Here is a 20,640-nt window from a genome sequence, read left to right as displayed (position 1 = left end):
ATTCAGGCTAACGCCCAGAGCGGAAAATAATGGGCTGACCTGCCTCCCCGTTTAAAAGCAGGCCAGCAATCCTGTCAAAGTTTTAATTCATATGATTAAGAATGGCAGCAAAGCGCCGTGGTGCTTTAATTCTCATGATTACGGCGCCTCCGCTCCCTACCAAAAAAGCGGCGATGAGTAGAGCGACTATAGTTATATTTACCTTATTGTATCCTTCACTTCCGGTAAGTGCAGACAGATTATTGAACGCGATATAGAGGAAACCAATTAGACCAATCAACGCTAATGCAGGCGCGATTTTTGTTCTCCACGCATGCGCCAACTCTGGACGCCGGACAAAAAAGCAGATGATTGAGAGGCATGCCAGAGCAACGATAATCATGTAACCCAAGGTGCCAGCGGCGGCTCCCCACGCATATATTTCCGTAACAGGATCGAAACCCATAATGGCAGCCGCAAGCAGGAGACTTACCGAAACAAAAGTCTGAACTGCCGACGCAACATAAGGCGATGAATGGTCCGCATGCACCTTGGCGAGCTGGGCCATAAGAACCCCGCAACTACCAAGGACATACTTATAGCGAGCAACAATGTTGTGAATGGAAATCACGACGGCAAAAAGACTGGTGATTAGTAGCACTTGAGCTAGGTCGTGCATCACGTGCCCGAGGTAGCTCGTCACCAGAGATAAGTACATACCCTCAGCGTTTTCCGTCGAAACACGGACAGCATCATCTACACCTATCCCGACCACCACGCACCAAAAGGAAACGAAGTAGAGAAGCGTGATGAATATTACGGCAATGTATGTCGCGAGGGGGATCGAGCGCTCGGGATTACGCGCCTCTTCGCGATAGACCACAGTTGATTCAAATCCGATGAAACCGAAAATCGCAAAAAGAATACCTAAGCCGGGCGAACCTGACAGGAACTCGGATATCTCGAAGGGCTTAGTATCCATGCCCGCCGCCCCAACAGCCCCAATAATCGATATATTGAGAATTAGAATTACACCAATTTCCAATATAAGCGCAACACCAAGAACCTTGGCACTGACCTCAACGTTCCGATAGCCCAGAACGCCTACGAACGCAACAATACCGATAGTGTACAGCCACCAGGGAAGCGAAATACCCAACAGAGAAGATAACGCGTCACTCAACACGACCCCGATATAGGCTTCAAGCGCAATCAAGATCAGCGTATACGACATTACGGCGAGCGATGCAGCCCCTAAGCCCACTACGCGTCCCATACCCTTGAGTATGTATGCGTAAAACGCACCAGCATTCTCGATATATTTAGACATCGAGACAAAACCAATGGAAAAGAGAAGCATTACAACACCCACAGATACTGCATCCATGGGAGCCGCGACACCATTACCGAGACCGATGATCAGCGGACTTACACCAACCATCACAGTCAACGGTGCTGCGGTAGCAACCACCATCAAGGCTATCCCAATCGGCCCAAGGTTTCCCTTGAGTTGTGTTGATACAGGCGACGTCATGATTTTTATTCTCCCCTGCGGACAGTTAACACAACTTATTATAGAAGTGTTGTCTATTACTGATTCTGGCTCCACCCTCCACCCCAACCAAACTTCTTCTGGGCGATTGGGATAACGAGATAATTTAGCCAATTTAAGATTTCGAGTGGTCTAAACTCGAAAGAGCTCATGTCAATTTCTTCAAAATGAATCAGATCCTCCTCTGCAACTTCGGCACCAGCCTCAAATCTCGACATCGCTTGAGCTGCGTGCTCGACATGACTAAGAGACTTGTAACTACCATCCTCCACGAGTGATATTGCGCTCTCTCTAAGGAATCCTGCTTGATCCAATCCCGACAACTCTGGATGGTATTGCACCCCCCAGAACGTGGATTTTCCATGCTTAATCTCAACCGCCTGAATAAAACGTTGATTTCGAGCGGTCACAATTGCCCCAACAGGGAGTCGAGTTACCTCATCCGAATGAAAGGAAAAGACATCAAAACCAGTCGTCCTTGAACTGTGCATCGGGTGGTAACTTCCGTACTGGGTCAATTCAACTCCCGAAGCAAACGGGGTCTCACACGAACAATCGGCAGCACGGCTGGGAAGAACTTCCCCACCTGCCGCAACAATTGCCAACTGCAATCCCCAGCAGACACCAAACATAGGAGTCCCGGAAGCAAATGCTGCCTTGGCAAACTCAATCTGCCGTAAATTCCCTGGCTCTCGTTCATATATGTGAGAATTGGAGCCCGTAAAGAGGATTCCGTCATAAGCTCCTAAAGGAAGAATCCGAAGGGGGTCGGGATCCGCAGGAAATGCAATGTCGGTCTGTATTTGTGGATTGTAATGCTTCAGCAGACGCTCGAAATGCTTGCTCGGAGCGCACCCGAGAAACTTCTTGAAAGAAGCACGATCGGCCTCAGTATTACCATCACAAATAAGAATTCTTAGCTTTTCCATGGATCCTCCCCCTTGCGTTTAGATCATGAAATCTTGATTGCCAGTTCAGGGCAATTGGCACATGCTTTCTTCACGCTTTCCTGGAGTTCAACCGGAACAGTTTCGTAGCCGGCCTTCACTCTGGAATAACCTTCGTCATCGATTTCAAAGACTTCAGGAGCGAAATAGACACAACGTGCATGACCTTGGCAGCGGTCGTTATCAACAGTTACTTTCATGCTTCTTCTCCCGTTATCAAAAAGCGAGCTTCAAGGGCCCGACACCGTGCCATTTCTCGGACGGATCTGCGGGTTTGAACTGGGGAACAGCACGCAGGAACTCTTCAATTCCTACAACGAGTTCGCGACGCCCAAGGTTCGAGCCAAGGCACCGGTGAATACCACCACCAAATGCCAGGTGCCGGTTCTCTTGGCGCTCAATATCAATCTTGTCTGGATTCGGAAAAATTTCCTCGTCTCGGTTACCAGCACCGAAAACGAGCATTACTCGTTCACCTGACTTGATCTCCTGACCGCGAATAACGGTATCTTTCAGGCAAGTGCGCGCCATTACCTGAACAGGAGATAGAGTCCTCAGAAACTCTTCGCAAGCCAGCGGGATTAGTTCAGGGTTATCGCGTAGCTTCTGCTGATCTTCTGGATTATTTGCGAGATACCAAAGGCCTGCCCTGATAGACCAAGCAGTAGTATCCAGACCAGCAAGGAAGAGGAGATAGCAATAGCGCAGCAACTCATCTCTGGTAAGCGGGCGACCATTAATCTTGGCGCGACAGAGATAATCCATCAAATTTGCCGATTCGCCATCATCCTTCCAGTTATCAAGCAAGTCCGCAAAATAGCTAAACACATCGTCGCTGGCTTGTTTCGCGACTTCTGGCTTTTCTACTCGCTCATAAATGATGTCGTCGACCCATTTATCGAATTTCGGCCAATCCTTTTCAGGGTACCCCGCAAGGCGGCTAAAAATGATCGTTGGGAGAGGCCGAGAATAATGATAGGACGCATCGGCGCCGGAGCCTTCCTTTGCGAAATCCTCAGCCAACTTCCGCGCCGTATCGCGAATAGGCTGCTCGAGTTTCTTCAGTTCTTGCGGCGTGAACAGCGGCAGTAGGATACGACGGTAAGCGGTGTGCTCCGGCGGGTCGATATCAATCGGAGGAAGCTGAACTCCCTCCGAAACCGACGGAACCATCATAGAGGGATATACTGAGAAGGCCTCCGGATCTTGTTCCGCTGCGAAAATATCGTCGCTCTTAGTTAGGAACCAGAAACCACCGTAGTTATCACTGCGCCCCACCGGGCATCCGTTACGAAGCGTTGAATAAGTGTCGAAAATCTCATCAAGCGCCTCGCCATGGAAATCGAAATTCCTGGCCACTTCATTTACGTCTTTCATCTGTATATCCTTTTCTTTAATCTTTCACTAATCGCCTTCTATTTTTTGAAGGACAGGTACCTGGGCGCCCTATCAGATAATGTCTAGATAACGCGCCAATTCCCAATTATTCACGAATCCATTGGCCTGCTTGACCTCCCAAACTTTCATCTGGGCATAATGCTCGACGAATTCTTTAGGAAAGACCACCCGCGCCATTTCGCTCTCGCGGAAGATCTTGGTCGCCTCTTCCAATGAGGTAGCAAGCGGACGTGCGAGTTCCGGCGATACTTTGTATGCATTACCGAGGATGGGATCTTTAGGCTTGAGTTTGTTCTCGATGCCATAGAGACCCGACAATAGGCTTGCCGCAACAACCAGATAAGGGTTGGTATCGGCACCCGGTATACGATTTTCTACCCGGGCGGCCGCGCCGGCTGATGTGATCGCACGGTGCGACACAGTGCGGTTGTCGAATCCCCAGGACGAATTACCGCCCGCCCAAGATGCTCCAGCTGTCCGCTTGTAGGAGTTGATATTCGGCAAATAGATCGCCGACATTTCTCGGGCAAGAGCAACCATGCCAGCAAGGAAATTGTACCCAACCTCCGACAACGCAGACGGATTCTCGGGGTTAGCGAATACCGGAACACCTGCTAGATCCGTCAGGCTCATATGGACATGGCCGGAAGAACCGGACCACTCAGCATTAGGCTTCGCCATGAAGGTCGCTGTCATTCCATGCTTTGCAGCAATTTCCTTGATGCCGTTTTTGACAAAAATTGCATCATCCGCTGCTTTTAGCGCATCGTCATACTTGATGTTTATCTCGTACTGGCCCGGGCCGTGCTCACTGTTCGTCGCCTCTAGTACGATCCCCGCATCACGCATGTACTTGCGAACTTCACCCATGATGTCCGAAGAACTAGAGTGATGAATCATGCTGTAGCAGTGACCACTCTTCTCCACCGGATTAATGCTGCGCCACTGGTCTCCCGCAATACTTGAGATAGGGCCGTTCAGCAGGTAAAACTCAAACTCGTACGCTGCGTAGCACTTGTAACCAAGCTGCTCTGCTTTCTCGGTTGCTTTGCGTAGAAGATTCCTGGGCGAAAGGTTTAGAGGCTCGCCACTGAGATGCTGAATATCGCAAAGGACGGATGCAGTTTTTTCCTGCCAAGGGACTAGCGAGAGAGTCGAAAGATCAGGGATTAAGGCGATATCCGGATAACCAGAATCCCAGCCAGTAAATGCCAAGCCATCGACCAACTGATCAGCGACATCCCATCCAAACAAAATATTCGAGATATTGGTACCATCGATGGCTGCTTTGTTCAGGAAGTAATCCGCACCAACTTGCTTTCCTCGCCAAACCCCATCTGTATCGACCGCACCCAGCCTAATCGTGTCGATGTCGTGTTTCTCAATGAATTCTCGGACTTTCAGGATCTGCTTCTTGTTTTCTTCGTTCATTTTTATCACCTGTTACTGTCAAGGCTTCGCGTCATCTTCGGCTGGGCAAGAACTAACTAGATCTAATCCAGTCCTTTAATTACTTGTAGAATTCTTGGGTGATCGCTTTTGATCTGGCCAATTTTTTGAGCACCTCTGGGACTACCAATCGGGCCGTCGCATCCAGGCAACACTGTGCTAAAGAACTCGCGTGCTTCTCGCAAGTCCTGGTCATCACTTTCTGCGTCGACATAGCAAATGGCTGTTACCGGACAGACCGACTCGCATGCACCACACTCAGTACATTCATCGGGCTGAATCCATAGACGCCCTTCAGCTTCATAAATGCAGTCCACTGGGCAAACATCTACACATGCCTGGTCTCTGCTTTGTATGCACGGGTCAGATATGACGTAAGGCATTATTTCACCTCATTTGTACTATGACTGGGCAGCACCGAGAGTTCGGGCGAAATTACGGCAGCAGCGTGATTGACTGCGATTGCCGCCTCGCCAAAACCGACCGCAATCAGACGCACTTTTCCTGGATACTCGCTCACATCGCCGATGGCGAAAACGCGAGACATATTGGTTTCCATATTAGGCTTAACCGGAATTCTGAAGCCTTCGATTCCGAGCCCCCAACTCTCCATCGGTCCCAAATCAGAGTGAAAACCCAGCGCCATGACAAAACTGTCAAAGTTCAGGATTTCTTTTTTATCCCCACTCCAAAGCTCAAGAAACTCCTGCCCATTTTCTTCGTGGTACGCGACAACCTCGCCTGGAGCGACAACACGCACACCACTTTCATACATTTCGTTCACACTTGCTTCGTGGGCTCGAAAACGTGCACGACGGTGAATGACAGTGACCGATTTAGCGCGGGGCGCCGCGGCTATTGCCCAGTCGACGGCACTGTCGCCACCACCAGCAATGACGACATCGTTGCCATCGAGCACCGACAGATCAGGTACGAAATGCATGATGTTGGGAGAGTCAACTTCTTCCAGAGCAGGAAGTGAACGAGGTGTGCACTTCCCCAGACCAGCAGCGATAACCACAGCCTTTGCGGTGTAATTGTTTCCACGGTCGGTCGTGATGCTGAAGGTGTCGTCCGAGAGGATTTCCAGACCGACAATCAGCTCAGAGAGATAGAGGTCGTAATCCTGGCGCTGCGACTGCTCCAGGAGGTTTTTTACGAAGTCGCCTCCCTTGATGCCGGGAAACCCCGCAACATCGTGGATCAGCTTCTCCGGATACATCGTCGCCACCTGCCCGCCGACTTGCGGCAACCCGTCAAACAGGGCCGTTTTGAGCCCCCTAAAACCAGCGTAGTAGGCCGCGTACAGACCGATCGGGCCCGCACCCACAATTACCAAGTCATATTCTTTGGTGTTGCTCATGTCCAGCCACCTTTGTTGTTGCTTTGGTGTATCCTAAAACGAAACATGTTGCTCATCAAGAACTTTTGGAGACATTCGTAAACATAGGAAGCTATTGCTTTAAAATCAATGAGTTAAGCCAGGAAATGCGGGGTATTTTCGGGGTTCGGCGGCGAAGAGAAGCCCGTTCTAACCATGTGAAACACCTGGAAGGGAGGCTCCAATGACCAAGAAATTTGGTCCTAATAGCTGTGAACCTCCGCCGCTTGCGCTCAGCTCAATGGGGACATCAAGGTGCGGATTGGGATGAAGCGCTCGGCATCAGCCCACCGGCCGGCACCTCCCTTGAGCAAGAAGCAGCGGCCTGCCTCTCTCGGGTAGAGGTCCCGTATATGCTCATCCGGTGATTAGGTATCTGAGGAGAGGAAGAGATAGGTCACCGGCTAATCAATCCGTCCAGCACAGTGGGCCTGCAGCTGCCGGAAGATCTGCAGCGATTTGCAAGTCACCGGAGCGTGCTGGGGCCCACATAGGCCAGGCACCACTACGCCAATGCCGCTTGGCAGTCATTCGCGGGCTTGGTTTCCGCGAAGCAGGAGATGGGGCGACCGCATACTGCGGCATCTTCTGAATCCTGTGCTCCGGCGCAAGCCTGGCGCCACCTGCCGGAGCGCGTCGGAGCTTTGTCGACAGTCTATCGGCGTTTCCGTGGCTGGCGAGACGAGAGCACCTTTGACCAAGCACTCAAGCGTTTGCATGCTCGGCCAAATCAGGAAGGGCTGATTGAAGTGAACTCCTAGATGATCAAATCCATGGCGGTGCCCGTAACTCGTGCTTCGTATGGCGCCGGAATAAAGGAGGCAGTAAGTACCGCTAGACCAAGCATGTGGACGAAACCAAAGCAGCCTGACCACCAAGATTCAAAGGGGCCGCGATGCCCACTGCGTACCTCTGCGCCGTCCGTTGCTGCCGAAACAAGCCAGCGACGTTGCTTAGGCTCAACCTCTGCTGGAGCAAGGTCACATTCCCTGCAGGCCGAAACGCACCATGAAGCATTTGCCAGAGCCGGAGTTACCACGGCTGTTTGATCATCGGAAGTAACGGCAGCAGAGCGTCATCAAGTGGATGCTTGGCCAACTGATGGACAACCAGGGATTCGACACCCGCTACGAGCAGTTAGCCAGAAGCTTCGCTGCGATGGTCACGCTGACTTACACACCGCGATGCCTATGGCAGAACTTTTCGTACAGAGCTTAGGCATCAGAATCCGGGAGGACCTCGCGATATCGCTGGCATGTTGCGGTGCAGTGGACCATCAAGGAAATCGAAGCCTCTCCCCTGATCCGACTAGAAAAGCATGCGTCATAGGAGCGATTTCGATCTCTGAGGCTAGGCAAAATCAGTGATACGGAACACTCAGCTCATGTACTGCATCAACGAATATCTTGACGACCTCCGGGTCGGCATATTGGTGTATGCCATGTCCCAGATTGAACACATGCCCGCTGCCGCTGCCGAAGCGGGCGAGAGTATCGGCCACCTCCGCTCGGATCCGCGTCGCCGGAGCATAAAGGACACTGGGGTCCAGGTTCCCTTGCAGTGCCACCCGATCACCAATACGACGACGCGCATCAGCAATGTCGGAGGTCCAGTCTAGCCCCAGCGCATCAGCCCCGGCTTCCACCATAGCCTCCAGCCATTGGCCACCGTTCTTGGTGAATAGGATCACTGGCACCCGCCGCCCTTCCCTTTCACGAATCAGACCATCGACGATCTGCTTCATGTACCGTAGCGAGAACTCCAGATACAGCGGGCCACTAAGGACGCCGCCCCAGGTATCAAAGATTTGCACAGCCTGAGCTCCGCTACGGATTTGCTCATTCAGATAGCCGATTACGGCCTGCGCAAGCTTATCCAAAAGCGCATGCATTACCTCCGGCGTGGCATACATCATTTTTTTGATATGCCGGAAATCTCTGCTGGAGCCCCCCTCAACCATGTAGGTCGCCAGGGTCCACGGACTGCCGGAAAAACCAATTAGCGGCACTCTACCTGCTAGAGCACTGCGGATCTCCTTCACCGCCGCCAAAACATAGTCAAGATCAGTGGTCGCATCCGGCACCGCGAGCTCAGCCACGTCCGCTTCTGTCCGGATAGTTTTCTTGAACCGCGGCCCCTCCCCCTCTTCGAAGTAGAGACCAAGGCCCATTGCATCCGGGATGGTCAAGATATCGGAAAAAAGGATCGCCGCATCAAGGTCGTAGCGCTCCAGCGGCTGGAGCGTTACCTCACACGCCAGCTCTCGATTTTTGCACAAGCTTAGAAAGTCACCAGCTTTTGCCCGCGTATCACGGTACTCCGGCAAATAGCGGCCCGCCTGGCGCATCATCCACACCGGCGTCACATCCACCGGCTCACGCAGCAGCGCCCGAAGCAAGCGGTCGTTCTTCAGCTCAGCCATTGCAATTTCTCCGCTCAATTAGTTGCACATTGCCACCCTATCCACCATCAGGCTTCAGGTTCCCAAATCAGCGGGCTTACCCGCCGTCTATTTTTCATTATAGAAACATGTTGCGCATTTGGAAACGCTCATGCTACGGTTCATCCAGCCTGGGATGACTTCTGCCATTCCCCGCACAGACAAGGATCAGGGTAGGAATGCGCCTGGCCGCTCATGAGTAGCTCAGAGGGTATTCGCGCTGCGATGTATTACGGATAGCGGTAATTGCCACAACGCTCAGTGCAGCGGGTCCAGACGTCCAAGGATCCAGAATTTTTGGACCAGTCCATTAACGGACCCAAAAACGATTAGTGCCAGCTGAAGGTATTAACTGCTTGGTGAGGCAACGTTATGAAACAGAGACAAGAGTGCAGCGACAAGCAAGCTCATCGTCTTCGCCAGCTCTGGCTAGTGCTTACGTGGATCAGTATCGCTTTAGCCGTGCTGGGTGCCCTCTTGCCAGGGTTGCCCACCACTGTATTTGTTCTGACCGCGGCATGGAGTGCTTCCCTTTGTTCGCCCCGGCTACGCCACTGGCTGGTGCAGCACCCGCAGTTCGGTGAGCGCTTACGTAACTGGGAACAGGGTGGAGTGATCGACCGCAACTCAAAGTGGACGGCCAGCGTTGGCATGCTGTCGTCTATGGCGATTGTGTTGCTTAGTGTTCATCAGCCGCTCCTATTGGCGACAATCATTGCAACTATTATTACGGGCGCGGTTGTAGTTTGGTCACGGCCCGAGCGCTTACCGGCGAGCAACTGTCCATTAATAAAGAGGCTTGGCAATGAAACAAGCCACCGCGCCAACTAGAAATTACCTCAATTAATCGTGCTCCTTCATCGGGCCAGCACAGACCAGCCGACCCAATCATTCGAGAGCATCTGAATTAATCACAAACTCCATCTGAAACCCAAACAAGACCAAGCAAAGGAGATTAGAAATGCACAACATAATTGGAAGTTTTGAAATAGGGGTTATGATTGATGATAGAATTCTACCACAGAAGCAGGAAACTCCAACCCCTCACACTTCCATCCTAGATTATCTAATCCAGATTTTCGCCGACTTTAGCATTAACTACTAACCCCACGCAATACAAAAAAACTAATTCTGTTGAGGAAGGAATATGCTTTTTAGCAGAAAAGTCAAAAAACTTTCTGACGAGATTACAAGCCATCTATGCACACTACTTAGTGGGCAGCCACGCCACGTTAATGCAAACAGCTTAATTAACAAATACCCAAACCTCATTGAAAGCCTGGAGAAGCTCCAAACAAAACTGATCGACATCCAATCAAGTAGTGCATTGAGCGTGCCGGAGTCCACGAGCGACAATTTGATCGCCGACCTCAAGAACTGCTTGCTTAACGCCCAAACTGAAATCTCTGATCTCCGTCATGATCTATCATCAGCCAAGTCACTAGCTGATGAAATCGGCCATGAGCTTGAGATTTATAAAGTAGAAGAGAGAATCTGGGACCTCACAAAGCAAACACTTACCGAAGGGTGCTGGGAGCTTATCGTAACAGATGGAGACCTAGATAACCCAGCCAACGAGCTGCGATTTTCCAAACAATTCAGAGAGCTTATTGGCTATTCGATAAACGATTTTTTTGACGGCTGGGACAGCTACGTTTCGATCGTTCATCCAGAGGACCTTCGAAGAGTCATAAAAGCTCTAGAGGACTACGCCAAAATTGGAGACTTTGAGTCATCCTACGTAGTTGAGTACCGGATGCGGCACAAAGTAAAAGGTGACACTTGGTATCGCGAAACAGGTCGAGGAGTTAAAGATCTAGATGGTCATCTTTGGCGCATCATTGGAGCACTGCGAGACATCTCAGATGAGAAGCTCGCCGAAGCTATGCACGCAAGAGAGCTAGAGAACATTCAGGCGACCTATGGGCAGATCTCAAATGTCGTAGGAGTAATCAAAGGCATTGCAGACCAGACCAATATGTTGGCACTGAATGCAGCAATTGAAGCGGCTCGTGCTGGTGATGTGGGGCGAGGCTTTTCGGTCGTAGCGGATGAAGTGAAGAAGCTGGCCGGGCGCACTCGAGAAGCCACCCAGAAGATCCAGGAAATGCTGTCAGACTCTAAGCCTTCGTAGCAGCAGCCCCTCAACGAGGCCAGTTTTTAACATACCCCAAGCACTTTTAAGTCATACGACTTTTACGGCTTTGCCTAAGCCGGGCTCAGTGGAAGCTAAGCTTCCACTCCTGAAAATCACCTCCACGTATAGGCTTGCTGATCCAATATCCTTGGACCTCCTCACACCCCCACTCTGCAAGCATCCCCATCGCAACCTCCGATTCAACCCCCTCAGCCACGACCTCAAATCCTAGATTATGAGCAAGCTCGATCGTTGATCGAACAATTGCGGCAGAGTCATCATCATTACCTAGACTCATCACAAACGATTGATCAATCTTCACATAGTCGACAGGCAACTTTCTAAGGTACGAAAGAGAAGAATAACCCGTGCCAAAATCATCAATAAAAAGTTTAAAACCTAGATCACGAAGCCTTTTAAGAACCAATTGCGAGTATTCTATATCCTCCATGAGGCAGCTCTCGGTTAATTCGAACTGTATCCAATCAGGGTGTGCTCCCCACGTCTCCAACGACTCCGAAATGTGCGACATCAGGTTAGGATCACGGAGGTCATGCGATGACAGATTAACTGCGATCGGAACAGCCTCTCCTGAACCATGCCACACATAGCCCTCACGCAAAGCCGCCCCTATAGCCCAGTAGGTCAGTTGCGTTATAAGACCTGATCTCTCCGCGAAATAAATAAATTGACCAGGGCTCATTATCCCATGAGCGGGATGTTTCCATCGAGTCAGAGCCTCTGCGCCACAAATTCTCCGCGTCCCCATTTCCATCTTTGGCTGAAATACCAGGAACAGCTCGTCGAAATTGATCGCACGCCGTAGTTCTGTCATCAATGTGAGACGATGGGCGTTATCACTATCAACCGACCCTGCGTATATTGATGTTTTGCTGCCTGCTTGGCGTGCCCCGTAATGCGCGACATTGGCTCGCCTAAGCAGTGTATCAGGGTCACTTCCATGACCAGGAAACAAGGCAATCCCGATGCTGCAGTCAACTTCTAAAAGCAGATCGGAGAGTTCTATGGGCTCGCCTAGTACCTGAAGAATATTGCGTGCAACTTTCGTAGCTCGACCGGCATCCGCCTTAGTCAATAAGACAGAAAACGATGACTCCGCAATATGGGCAACCAACTGCCCTTCCCCAAGCCCCCCTGTCAATCTGGTAGCGACATCCTGCAGCAATCGGTCGCCTTCTCGATACCCTAATGTTTCAGTAATCTCTCGAAAATTATCGACCTCAATGTGCAACAAAGCGACAGGATCATGTTCCTTGCTTGCGATGGCGATCGCTGATCCTAATGCTTCCCTAAGAGACAGACGGTTTGGCAAGCTAGTTAGACCATCAAAGTACGCCATTCGGCGAATGCGCTCCTCTGCTTGCTTATGCTCAGTGATGTCGGTTATGAACCCCTCCAAGGCGAGCACCTTCCCTTCTTCCGAATACACCCCACACCCCTGCTCCCAGACCCATTTGATGCCACCTCCAGCCATGTTGAGCCGGTAGATGAATTGATAAGGGGTTTTCCTACGCAGCGCTCCTGGAACCTGACGCTTTTGAACAGGAACATCATCGGGGTGGATGATGTCCACCATGCGAACCTTACCTTCAATAAATTCGGAGGCTGAATACCCTGTGAGCTCTAAACATCCCTCACTAATTAGCTCAACGCTCCAGCCTGCATCATTTCGACATCGGTATACCACGCCCGGTAAATTTCCGATCAATGTCTCCAATGCACGCCGACTCTCGCGCAACCCCTCATTCGCCAAATACTCAGAGGAAATTGCCTCCTTCAACTTGTTAAGGCGCAAGCGAAGGGTCAATAAACTCTCAACTTGATGGACCAACATTCGCAGTGCTTCAACCTGGGAATCACTTAAGTCCCGCATCTCGGTGTCAGCCACTGAAAGCACACCAATAACGTGGCCTCCATCAGCGGAAATTGGCAGACCCGCATAAAAATCAATATATGGGGGGGTGGAGACGAGAGCACACTGACTGAGGAGGGGATCGGCACAGACCCTCTGGATTGTTACCAACTCATTCCTTGACACGACGATGTTGCCCAATGATTGGCTGCGGGGAACTTCTCCTGTTTCAAATCCTAGCTTTGATTTGAACCACTCTCGATCAGAATCGAAAAAGCTAAGCATGGCGATCGGTGTTTGGCAGACAATTGCTGCAAGCCTTGTTAACTCGTCAAACGCAAGCTCAGGTGGGTGATCAAATACCCCGCAAACGTGAAGCGCCTGGACGAGATCTACCGCTCCGTCAAGCGGCAGCAATGATTCCGTCGTCATCAGAAGGCACCTCCATCGCATTACCCTTGAGGAGAGGGCTGGAAGGCTTACTCAGACTGCCTTGGTGGCTGTCCCTGCTACCTTAGAGGGGCGGTCGCTACAGCACTAAGTGTAGCCACTTAGGCCAGAAGCCCCTGCGTTGGCCAAGCCATGCGTTCAGGCAGACAGGCTTCGAAAAACGTCGCTCGTTCCGGGGCACGCACTGTTGCGAAGGGCATTCCACGGGATGTCAGTGTCCACCCGCATAGGACGAGCCGACCATGGGAAATCATGTCTCGCCATCCCAGTGTATGGATGCCGCCGCGATAGCCAAAAATAATAATGGCGGACGCACGTCCGGCCAAGTCATGTCTTATCGAATTGGCCAGACCAAAGCCATGGCCAGCGTCGACCATAGCCTCACCATTGCGCGCTTACTCCTGCGCTGCCTCTACAGCATCCGTCCAGGTTCGCGAATACCTGAAACAGTGAGAACAGACACTTAGGGTGAAGAAATTACTTGGCCGAATGGCCCGCGTGCACAATGCTGTGCTGTTTATTAGGAAGTCCAGATGATTCATTGGGTGGACTGTGGGGTTAGAAATCGAACTGCATCGCTTCCTATCCAGCTCGGATTTCTAACCCCATAGTTCCAACCTACAACTGCTCCGTCAGACACCTAGACAAGCCCGCTCAATCGCCCTCGCCAGCACATCCGACATTTTGTCGATCAATGCATCACTCTGGAGGAGATTATTTCTCACCTCAATGTAAGCGTTGGGGACTCCGACCGAAATGCCATGGCGGTCTAAAGTGAACCAGTCGTTTTCCTTGAAGCTATAAGGCTCATTATCATCCACACGGAACACATCCTGCTGCCCTATGGCGTTAATGAGCCGGAGCGGCAACCCGTCATCCCCTCTCCACATCACACCGATCTCGCAACTGCGGAACGTGTTGTCCCACAGTGGCGAAAACGAATGAATGGAGATGATTGCCTTGGCCCTTGAAAGCTCGCCTTCAACCCAGTCAGCGACGGCCTTTTCCACCGGATGCCTGGCGACTCTTTCCCGAGTGCCACGTTCAGCTTCACTCAAATTGATATTTCCGGGGATCGGAATACCCCCCATATCCATCCGAATACAGCCAGGATCGTGCTTTTTCCGGTTGTAATCGAGAAAAAGCCGCGAGTAATTAGAGACTATCGCAGTTGCGCCGAGCTTTCTTGCAACCGACAACGTCAATTCCCTGGATCCGAGATCCTGACAAAAATGGGTCTCGAGAAAGGCATCCGGCAGCCCAAGGTTGTTCCAGGCTTCCGGTATACGCCCCCCACCATGCTCGCACAGCAGAACGATATCCGCGTTCTCGCCGCCCGGCGTGACCGAGACCGCGTCACCTGCGTAGCGCGCGATCTCATCCGCTTCTATCGTCACAGACGGATTCATTAAAGAGTTCTCAGGTGGAACGACTTAACGTCCATAACCCCCAGAAGCCCCTCCTTACCGTTGCCGCGGCCTAGGCCAGAGAGTTTCTGCCCTCCCCAAGGCAGGTAAAGGTCCGCATGGTCACAACGATTCACGAACACCGTGCCCGCATCAAGCTGATCGACCAAACCGAGTCCAGCGTCCAGATCGCTCGTCCAGACGCTTGCAGTCAGGCCAAACTTGCTGTCGTTCATCAAACGAATGGCTTCTGAATCGTCTCGCACCGTTTGAACGCAGGCGACCGGACCAAAAGTCTCCTCCTGCATGATGTGCATGTCAGCAGTCACGCCAGTCAAAAGAGTCGGAGCCAAATAGCAGGAGGCGTTCTCCACCGAGAACTCCAGCGCGGGTTCAATATACGCCTGAGCCCCCATGGCAATGGCACCTCGGATTTGGTTGCGGATGAACTCTGCAGCCGAAGCCTTGACGACGGGGCCCACTGTGGTTGCTGGGTCCATCGGGTGCCCCAACTTGTACTTCAGCATCTCATTGCGGAAGCATTCCAGGAACGGATCCCGAATCGATTCGTGCAGATAAATACGCTCGACCGAACAGCAGGATTGACCGGCATTTGAGAAGCAACCGTCGGCGATCTCGGCTGCTGCCGTTGCAATATCCGCATCGGGTCGGACATAGGCCGGATCCTTGCCCCCAAGCTCCAGATGGACATGAGTCAAAGTGCCTGCTGCCGCTGCGTGGACGGCAAGACCACCACCGACAGATCCGATGAAATTCACCCCTTTGACAAAGCCGGACTTGATAGCGCTTGTAACCTGGTCATGACCAAGCTCAAGGACTTGGAGCACCCCGGCAGGCCCCCCGATTGCCTCATACGCCTCTTTGACAATCCGCCCAATGAGGGTCGTCTGAGCCGCGTGCTTCAAGATCACTGTGTTACCCCCAAGGATCGGGGTGACAATCAGCCAGGGCAGCAGACCAACCGGGTAGTTCCAAGGTGCGATCGAAAGATGTACGCCTTGGCCGCTCCGACGCACAAAACGCGTTACCTGCGCATCCGACGGATATCGTTCGTCACCAAGCTCTTCGAGCGCCTCGATCTGCGCCAGGGTTACGGCCTTGAACCGCTGAGCCTCATTTGCCTGCGCAGCAGGCCGCCCAATCGACAGAGAAACTGCCCGGGACAAATCATCAGCACGCTTCAGCAGTTCATCCGCAAGAGCTTCAACCAACTGAGCGCGCTCTAGTTTGGACGACAGCTTCCAGGTTTTGAATGCAGTCTCAGCAGCATTAAGCGCAGCGGCCACTTCTGCATCGCTGGAAGTGTTTCCCACCAGCAATTTTTGACCATCGATCGGGGAAATGACATTAAAAGTGGTCACGTTTGTCTCCTTGCGGATTGTTTTTATAACGAGAATTAACTTTCTTGGATTGTGTGCCGTAACCCAAGAAGACACTGAGCTGGGGTATGGCCATCCCTGGCCAGCTTGGTCGTGCCCCTCGTCGACGACGCGTACCCTCCGGCGTGCTCACCGTACGCGCCATCTCATAGCGGCTTTTGAAACGTCGCCAAGGACAGTCCCTCAGTAGCAGGGCTGCATGACCAAGATCCCGCTCCTTAGGCCAGCCCTGGCCGCATCTCCCCCTGACTCCCCAAAGAGACTATCAGACGATTTTCTCATCATGCAACATGTTTCGTTATCAGACACACTAAATCCAATTCAGAAATGAGCAAACAGAAAGACAACGAACGCAGCCTTGGCGTAGACAGGCAGTACCTGCTGCGATAAGGCTCTGACGATCGAGCTAGCGCCTGCCGGAGATCCCGCGATAGGTGTGCGGCGCCCGGATGTTGAGGATTTCGTCCAGGGAGATCGTGCGCTCCAGGTGGTCCTGCGCCGGTGATGAAGAGCCGGCGGGCACCCGAAAGGAGAAAAATGGCAGCTGGCGACCGTAAGTCACCAGGCGTGCAACCACATCAGGAATCATGGGAAACACCTGCAAATAACTGTATATAAATACAGCAATAGACGATGAACGCTTCCTACAATGGGAACGTTGACGAGTGGGAGAAGCAGCGATGTACGGACGTTACGTCACCCCATCCGATCGGGCGATAGAAGACTATTGGCATATCAGGGCGCGAAACTCCGGAGGCTGGGTGCAGAGCTTCAACGGTGCCCCTACCACCCAGGTGCCCATCCTGCGGCTGGACCAGCAGGGCGAGTTGCAACTGATGGCTATGTCCCTGTTAGCTGTTGCTAGGGAGTCCCGGTCAGGCCTCGGGGCCTTGTAGGGTGGGCTTTAGCCCACCCTGACATCCGGTGGTGGGCTGAAGCCCACCCTACGGGCCTTTGCGCCACATCCCAACACTTAACGCAGACATAGCCCAACTGATCGCTGCGCGCATTTAAGCTGAAGGTCGGTAGTTATCTCGTGCGCTTTGATCACCAAGGAGGCCGCCCCTTCGGTCGCCTTCGTGCACCACCGAATGCAGGTGATTCTGGCTCCGCAGCAGTTCGACCTGTGGCTGACACCTGACGCTCAGAGCGAACAAATCCAGAGGTGCCATGCTGTTCAGGCAAGAGGATTTCGTCGCCCACCCGGTCTCGACCGACGTCGGCAACAACCGTAACGATTACCCCGAACTGCTGGAGCCGGTGGAAGTGATGTCAGCTGACTAGGACCGACCGCCGTCCGTCCAAGCGAATTGGGGGGCGGTGACCCAGGCATGGCCATCGTGGTCTTCCGGGAGAGGGCGGCCGAGGGCAGCAGCGCAAGGGTAAGGCAGGAATCAGGGACCTTCAATGGCCCAAAGGGCTGTCAGATATACACCCCGTACTCTAGTCGTAGGAGGAACTCCTCCAAAAGCCTGACGCCCTCCGCACTGGCGAGCATGTCGACCGGCCGCGCACCGTCGAGTCCCAGGGCGGGCTTGTAAATCCACCGTTCAGCTGACTGTCGACTCCCCAGCAGGCTCTCTACACGCTTTAGCAGTCCCTCGTAACTCGCATCGAAACTTTCACTCATCGCGACCTCCGCCATCGAATGGCTGCTGTGCTGAGAGGGTGAGAAACGCTGCTTCGAAGCCCCCCTGTCCATAGGTGCTAGGACCGCAGATGCTGCGACGCCGAGAAGATCACCTCGGTCGTTTCAAGATCTCGCGTCCCGAAGCGAGCTCCTGATTCAGTCAAGCACGTCTACCGCCACCTGAGCGTTGATCTCCTTAGCTTGCTAGCCAATGAAGCAGTCGATCCTGTCCGCTTTCGAACGCGGACACGGCTCCCATTGAGCCATGGCAGCGCAGAATTAAAAGCAAGCTAGCAACTGCTGCCTGTAATGCTGGGAAAAACTCACCTGATAACTGGGATCGGTTGTAACGCCCCCAAGCGAAATCATACTGGTAGCGACTGCTGCAATCGTCTGATCCGTGTTACTTCCAGGATTGAAATCCAGCCCATTGAGATTGCCGACAGGATCAACCAAACCAGGCCTCGCATCTGGAGTGAAGGCTGATGCCTGTATCGCGTTTAGCACCGCCAGATCATTCGGCAGGTCATCCGCAATGCGCTCGGCAAAACCCTGTAAGGTCAGTTCCGCCAGCATAAACAACCATGCCTGCTCATCGGATTCGCCGGTGCGCCGAAGCACTCGTCCCAGCACTTGCCGGTAATGCAACTCAGTGCGGATGCGGCTGAGATAGCAGCACACTTGCAGCCGGGGGATGTCCGTACCTTCGCTGATCATTCCGACCGCCACAATCCACCGGCAGGTGCCCTGTCTGAACGTATTGATCATCTGCTGCGCATCCGGGGTTTTGTTGGTCACAATGCGACAACTTTCCCCCTTGGCGCCCAGGGCGTGAGCAATCTGCTGGGCGTGCTCAATGTCGGTGGCAACCACCAAACCTGCGGCATCAGGTTTGATCTGGCGAAGCTCATCCAGTTTGCTGCAGCCGAGGTCGAGCAGTTGCTCGATCACCTCGTCATGCCGCAGCAATTCTTCGTAGGTGACGGGTGATTCCCCCAACAGCTTCGCGATGCTGGGAAACATCGTCACTGTGCTATCAGTGCCCAGCTCCTCGGTGAGTTTCACCTTCTGATTGTCGAGCAGGACAATGCGAGGAGAACGGCACACGCCGTCGGTGATGGCTTCTTTCAGGCTGTAGCGGTAGTCGCAGATGAGGTACCCCTCGGGCGTCGAATAACGTGCCAGAGCAATAGCCCTGTCGTCCGAACGCCAAGGTGTGCCGGAGAGAGCCAAGGTGAAGGCAGCACGGTTTTGTATCCGGTGCAGTATCTGTTGACCCCAGGCGTTGCTGAGCAGTGGGTCATGACCAGCACAGTGGTGAATCTCATCGAAGACCACGAGCACTCGATAGTCATCAAGAAGCTGCCAAAACCCCTCATCTCGGTATTCCATGGCCTGGTAGGTGAACGCCGCACCCACCGCGCCAATCTGGCCATCAAGACGCCTGCCGAGCACCGCCGCAAAGGTAGAGCGAAAGCCCTCAACAACCTGGCAGGATGGTGCAAAACACAACACCAGATCGATCTTGCCCTGCTCAAGCAGTCTGCTGGCCAGCTCTGCCGCCATACGCGTCTTGCCGGCACCCGGCGTTGCCTGACAGAAGAAGTGCGGCGTGACGGCAAAGTGCTCCAGCGCCTTTTTGATGCAGCTGAATTGCCAGTCTCGTAGCGTTCTAGTCATCGTGAGCGGCTAGCGTTTTGAGTGTCTTCTCGATAGCGCGGAGATGTCCCAGCAGGCGTGAACTGCGGTCTCTAGCCTCCAGATACTCGGCTTCGACTTTGTCACGCAGATGCGGCAGATCATCCAGGAGCAGCTTGTATCGCTCCGCCTCGCCCATTGACGACAGGAAGTCCAACCGGACCTCGTTATGGAGCGCTTCCAAGTGCTGCTCCGCATCGGATGAAGGTTCAAGCGGTACAGCCGCATCATCCAGCACTGAAGGCTCCCGCTTTGGCTCCGATGCAATTTTGAAACTGTTCTCGAACCCGTTATCGATGAGCTCCAGCTGCAGATGGGCCGGCGTGGGTTGCAGGCGGTAGACCTGTCCCCGCGAACGTCGCTCGTCATCGAGTACAACCCACCCCATGCGCACCATTCGGCGAATCTGGTCATACACGTAGCGACGCACATCGCCGATACGGAAAGTCATGCCTTCCAGGCGCTTGGCATAGGCATCACGCAGTTCACGAGTCGTGAACCGTGCGCGCCCTTCCTCCTGAAGCAGCTCATACAGACGCCTGTCGAAGATAAACGAGGCCGATTTCATTGCGGCACCAGAAGAGTTAACGCGGAAGAAATGCGGATTATAATCCGTGGCCCGTGCGTCCGCAAACGCACGATAGTGCCGCCTCAAGTGAAATTGAGACGGTCATGGATAACTTGGCGAAGGCGTTAGGGGAACGCATCCGGGCGCAGAGGAAGGCCTGCCGGATTTCTCAAGATGCTCTAGCGCTGGCCTGCAGTATCGACCGCAGCTATATGGGGCGGATCGAGCGTGGTGAAGTAAACATCACCGTCGAGAAGCTATATCGGATCGCAAGCGAACTCGCCTGCGAACCGTCCTGTCTTCTGCCTCTGATGTCAGAGCTGTAGCCCAGC

Annotated in this window: 16 protein-coding genes and 3 pseudogenes; 4 read left to right on the top strand and 15 right to left on the bottom strand. The window is 52.9% G+C overall.

Annotated elements, in window-relative coordinates; all coding sequences use genetic code 11:
- Positions 1-82: 82 nt before the first annotated feature.
- The 8 genes from AAHM40_RS09175 to hemE all read right to left on the bottom strand — a co-directional run bounded on the left by AAHM40_RS09175 (position 83) and on the right by hemE (position 9,128).
- Entirely contained in the window at positions 83-1,513 is a 1,431-nt protein-coding gene (locus AAHM40_RS09175) for an APC family permease (RefSeq protein WP_153917922.1), read from the bottom strand.
- A 56-nt stretch (positions 1,514-1,569) separates the two neighbouring features.
- Entirely contained in the window at positions 1,570-2,460 is an 891-nt protein-coding gene (locus AAHM40_RS09170; protein ID WP_342244355.1) for a type 1 glutamine amidotransferase, read from the bottom strand.
- Between the two features lie 23 nt (positions 2,461-2,483).
- Positions 2,484-2,678, bottom strand: coding sequence for a ferredoxin (locus AAHM40_RS09165; protein ID WP_342244354.1), 195 nt, complete (start codon positions 2,676-2,678; stop codon positions 2,484-2,486).
- 16 nt (positions 2,679-2,694) lie between these two features.
- Positions 2,695-3,855 carry a cytochrome P450 gene (locus AAHM40_RS09160; protein ID WP_342244353.1) on the bottom strand — a complete coding sequence of 387 codons (1,161 nt, stop codon included), beginning with the start codon at positions 3,853-3,855 and terminating at the stop codon, positions 2,695-2,697.
- Positions 3,856-3,927: 72 nt separating this feature from the next.
- The gene (locus AAHM40_RS09155; protein ID WP_153917914.1) at positions 3,928-5,307 is read right to left on the bottom strand and encodes a glutamine synthetase family protein; all 1,380 of its coding nucleotides are present in this window, start codon (positions 5,305-5,307) and stop codon (positions 3,928-3,930) included.
- A 62-nt stretch (positions 5,308-5,369) separates the two neighbouring features.
- Positions 5,370-5,708, bottom strand: coding sequence for a DUF362 domain-containing protein (locus AAHM40_RS09150; RefSeq protein WP_153917912.1), 339 nt, complete (start codon positions 5,706-5,708; stop codon positions 5,370-5,372).
- Positions 5,708-6,688, bottom strand: coding sequence for an NAD(P)/FAD-dependent oxidoreductase (locus AAHM40_RS09145; RefSeq protein ID WP_153917911.1), 981 nt, complete (start codon positions 6,686-6,688; stop codon positions 5,708-5,710). Before AAHM40_RS09145 ends, AAHM40_RS09150 begins: the two co-directional genes overlap by 1 nt.
- A 1,378-nt stretch (positions 6,689-8,066) precedes the next feature.
- A complete protein-coding gene (hemE, locus tag AAHM40_RS09135; RefSeq protein ID WP_342244352.1) occupies positions 8,067-9,128 on the bottom strand; it encodes a uroporphyrinogen decarboxylase in 1,062 nt (353 codons plus the stop codon).
- Between the two features lie 390 nt (positions 9,129-9,518).
- Here hemE and AAHM40_RS09130 point away from each other — a divergent pair, with 390 nt between their 5' ends.
- From AAHM40_RS09130 to AAHM40_RS27235, 3 genes and pseudogenes are all read left to right on the top strand, one after another.
- Positions 9,519-9,977: a YbaN family protein gene (locus tag AAHM40_RS09130; RefSeq protein ID WP_342244351.1), complete on the top strand. Its 459-nt coding sequence runs from the start codon at positions 9,519-9,521 to the stop codon at positions 9,975-9,977.
- A 316-nt stretch (positions 9,978-10,293) separates the two neighbouring features.
- Positions 10,294-10,983, top strand: a pseudogene (locus tag AAHM40_RS09125) (PAS domain-containing protein); the annotation flags it as partial.
- A gap of 54 nt (positions 10,984-11,037) precedes the next feature.
- Positions 11,038-11,259: pseudogene (locus tag AAHM40_RS27235) on the top strand (methyl-accepting chemotaxis protein); the annotation flags it as partial.
- A 106-nt stretch (positions 11,260-11,365) separates the two neighbouring features.
- On the opposite strand, the gene AAHM40_RS09120 reads toward AAHM40_RS27235, so the two are convergent.
- The 7 genes and pseudogenes from AAHM40_RS09120 to AAHM40_RS09090 all read right to left on the bottom strand — a co-directional run bounded on the left by AAHM40_RS09120 (position 11,366) and on the right by AAHM40_RS09090 (position 20,308).
- Positions 11,366-13,588 carry a putative bifunctional diguanylate cyclase/phosphodiesterase gene (locus AAHM40_RS09120; protein ID WP_178123444.1) on the bottom strand — a complete coding sequence of 741 codons (2,223 nt, stop codon included), beginning with the start codon at positions 13,586-13,588 and terminating at the stop codon, positions 11,366-11,368.
- 650 nt (positions 13,589-14,238) lie between these two features.
- Positions 14,239-15,015, bottom strand: coding sequence for an N-formylglutamate amidohydrolase (locus AAHM40_RS09115; RefSeq protein ID WP_153917900.1), 777 nt, complete (start codon positions 15,013-15,015; stop codon positions 14,239-14,241).
- Positions 15,015-16,394, bottom strand: coding sequence for an aldehyde dehydrogenase family protein (locus AAHM40_RS09110; RefSeq protein ID WP_342244350.1), 1,380 nt, complete (start codon positions 16,392-16,394; stop codon positions 15,015-15,017). The genes AAHM40_RS09115 and AAHM40_RS09110 overlap by 1 nt, the downstream gene beginning before the upstream one ends.
- A gap of 448 nt (positions 16,395-16,842) precedes the next feature.
- Positions 16,843-17,001: pseudogene (locus tag AAHM40_RS09105) on the bottom strand (peptidase S24); the annotation flags it as partial.
- An 834-nt stretch (positions 17,002-17,835) separates the two neighbouring features.
- On the bottom strand, positions 17,836-18,042 hold the full coding sequence (locus tag AAHM40_RS09100) for an antitoxin Xre/MbcA/ParS toxin-binding domain-containing protein (RefSeq protein ID WP_342244349.1): 207 nt from the start codon (positions 18,040-18,042) through the stop codon (positions 17,836-17,838).
- Positions 18,043-18,321: 279 nt separating this feature from the next.
- On the bottom strand, positions 18,322-19,722 hold the full coding sequence (locus AAHM40_RS09095) for a DEAD/DEAH box helicase (RefSeq protein ID WP_342244348.1): 1,401 nt from the start codon (positions 19,720-19,722) through the stop codon (positions 18,322-18,324).
- Positions 19,715-20,308 carry a hypothetical protein gene (locus AAHM40_RS09090; protein WP_342244347.1) on the bottom strand — a complete coding sequence of 198 codons (594 nt, stop codon included), beginning with the start codon at positions 20,306-20,308 and terminating at the stop codon, positions 19,715-19,717. The genes AAHM40_RS09095 and AAHM40_RS09090 overlap by 8 nt, the downstream gene beginning before the upstream one ends.
- A 104-nt stretch (positions 20,309-20,412) precedes the next feature.
- Here AAHM40_RS09090 and AAHM40_RS09085 point away from each other — a divergent pair, with 104 nt between their 5' ends.
- Entirely contained in the window at positions 20,413-20,634 is a 222-nt protein-coding gene (locus AAHM40_RS09085; protein ID WP_342244346.1) for a helix-turn-helix domain-containing protein, read from the top strand.
- Positions 20,635-20,640 lie beyond the last annotated feature (6 nt).

The organism is Pseudomonas sp. OTU5201 (genome assembly GCF_038440135.1).
GTDB lineage: Bacteria > Pseudomonadota > Gammaproteobacteria > Pseudomonadales > Pseudomonadaceae > Metapseudomonas > Metapseudomonas resinovorans.
The sequence above is the reverse complement of the archived record's forward strand: the minus strand, read 5'-3'. Positions and strand labels throughout refer to the sequence as shown.

What these genes read in the sequence shown, in the direction of transcription:
- AAHM40_RS09095 (WP_342244348.1), bottom strand. Translation starts at nt 19,722, where the DNA reads ATGACTAGAACGCTACGAGACTGGCAATTCAGCTGCATCAAAAAGGCG.
- AAHM40_RS09100 (WP_342244349.1), bottom strand. Translation starts at nt 18,042, where the DNA reads ATGAGTGAAAGTTTCGATGCGAGTTACGAGGGACTGCTAAAGCGTGTA.
- AAHM40_RS09115 (WP_153917900.1), bottom strand. Translation starts at nt 15,015, where the DNA reads ATGAATCCGTCTGTGACGATAGAAGCGGATGAGATCGCGCGCTACGCA.
- AAHM40_RS09170 (WP_342244355.1), bottom strand. Translation starts at nt 2,460, where the DNA reads ATGGAAAAGCTAAGAATTCTTATTTGTGATGGTAATACTGAGGCCGAT.
- AAHM40_RS09130 (WP_342244351.1), top strand. Translation starts at nt 9,519, where the DNA reads ATGAAACAGAGACAAGAGTGCAGCGACAAGCAAGCTCATCGTCTTCGC.
- AAHM40_RS09175 (WP_153917922.1), bottom strand. Translation starts at nt 1,513, where the DNA reads ATGACGTCGCCTGTATCAACACAACTCAAGGGAAACCTTGGGCCGATT.
- AAHM40_RS09165 (WP_342244354.1), bottom strand. Translation starts at nt 2,678, where the DNA reads ATGAAAGTAACTGTTGATAACGACCGCTGCCAAGGTCATGCACGTTGT.
- hemE (WP_342244352.1), bottom strand. Translation starts at nt 9,128, where the DNA reads ATGGCTGAGCTGAAGAACGACCGCTTGCTTCGGGCGCTGCTGCGTGAG.
- AAHM40_RS09150 (WP_153917912.1), bottom strand. Translation starts at nt 5,708, where the DNA reads ATGCCTTACGTCATATCTGACCCGTGCATACAAAGCAGAGACCAGGCA.
- AAHM40_RS09155 (WP_153917914.1), bottom strand. Translation starts at nt 5,307, where the DNA reads ATGAACGAAGAAAACAAGAAGCAGATCCTGAAAGTCCGAGAATTCATT.
- AAHM40_RS09145 (WP_153917911.1), bottom strand. Translation starts at nt 6,688, where the DNA reads ATGAGCAACACCAAAGAATATGACTTGGTAATTGTGGGTGCGGGCCCG.
- AAHM40_RS09085 (WP_342244346.1), top strand. Translation starts at nt 20,413, where the DNA reads ATGGATAACTTGGCGAAGGCGTTAGGGGAACGCATCCGGGCGCAGAGG.
- AAHM40_RS09090 (WP_342244347.1), bottom strand. Translation starts at nt 20,308, where the DNA reads ATGAAATCGGCCTCGTTTATCTTCGACAGGCGTCTGTATGAGCTGCTT.
- AAHM40_RS09120 (WP_178123444.1), bottom strand. Translation starts at nt 13,588, where the DNA reads ATGACGACGGAATCATTGCTGCCGCTTGACGGAGCGGTAGATCTCGTC.
- AAHM40_RS09160 (WP_342244353.1), bottom strand. Translation starts at nt 3,855, where the DNA reads ATGAAAGACGTAAATGAAGTGGCCAGGAATTTCGATTTCCATGGCGAG.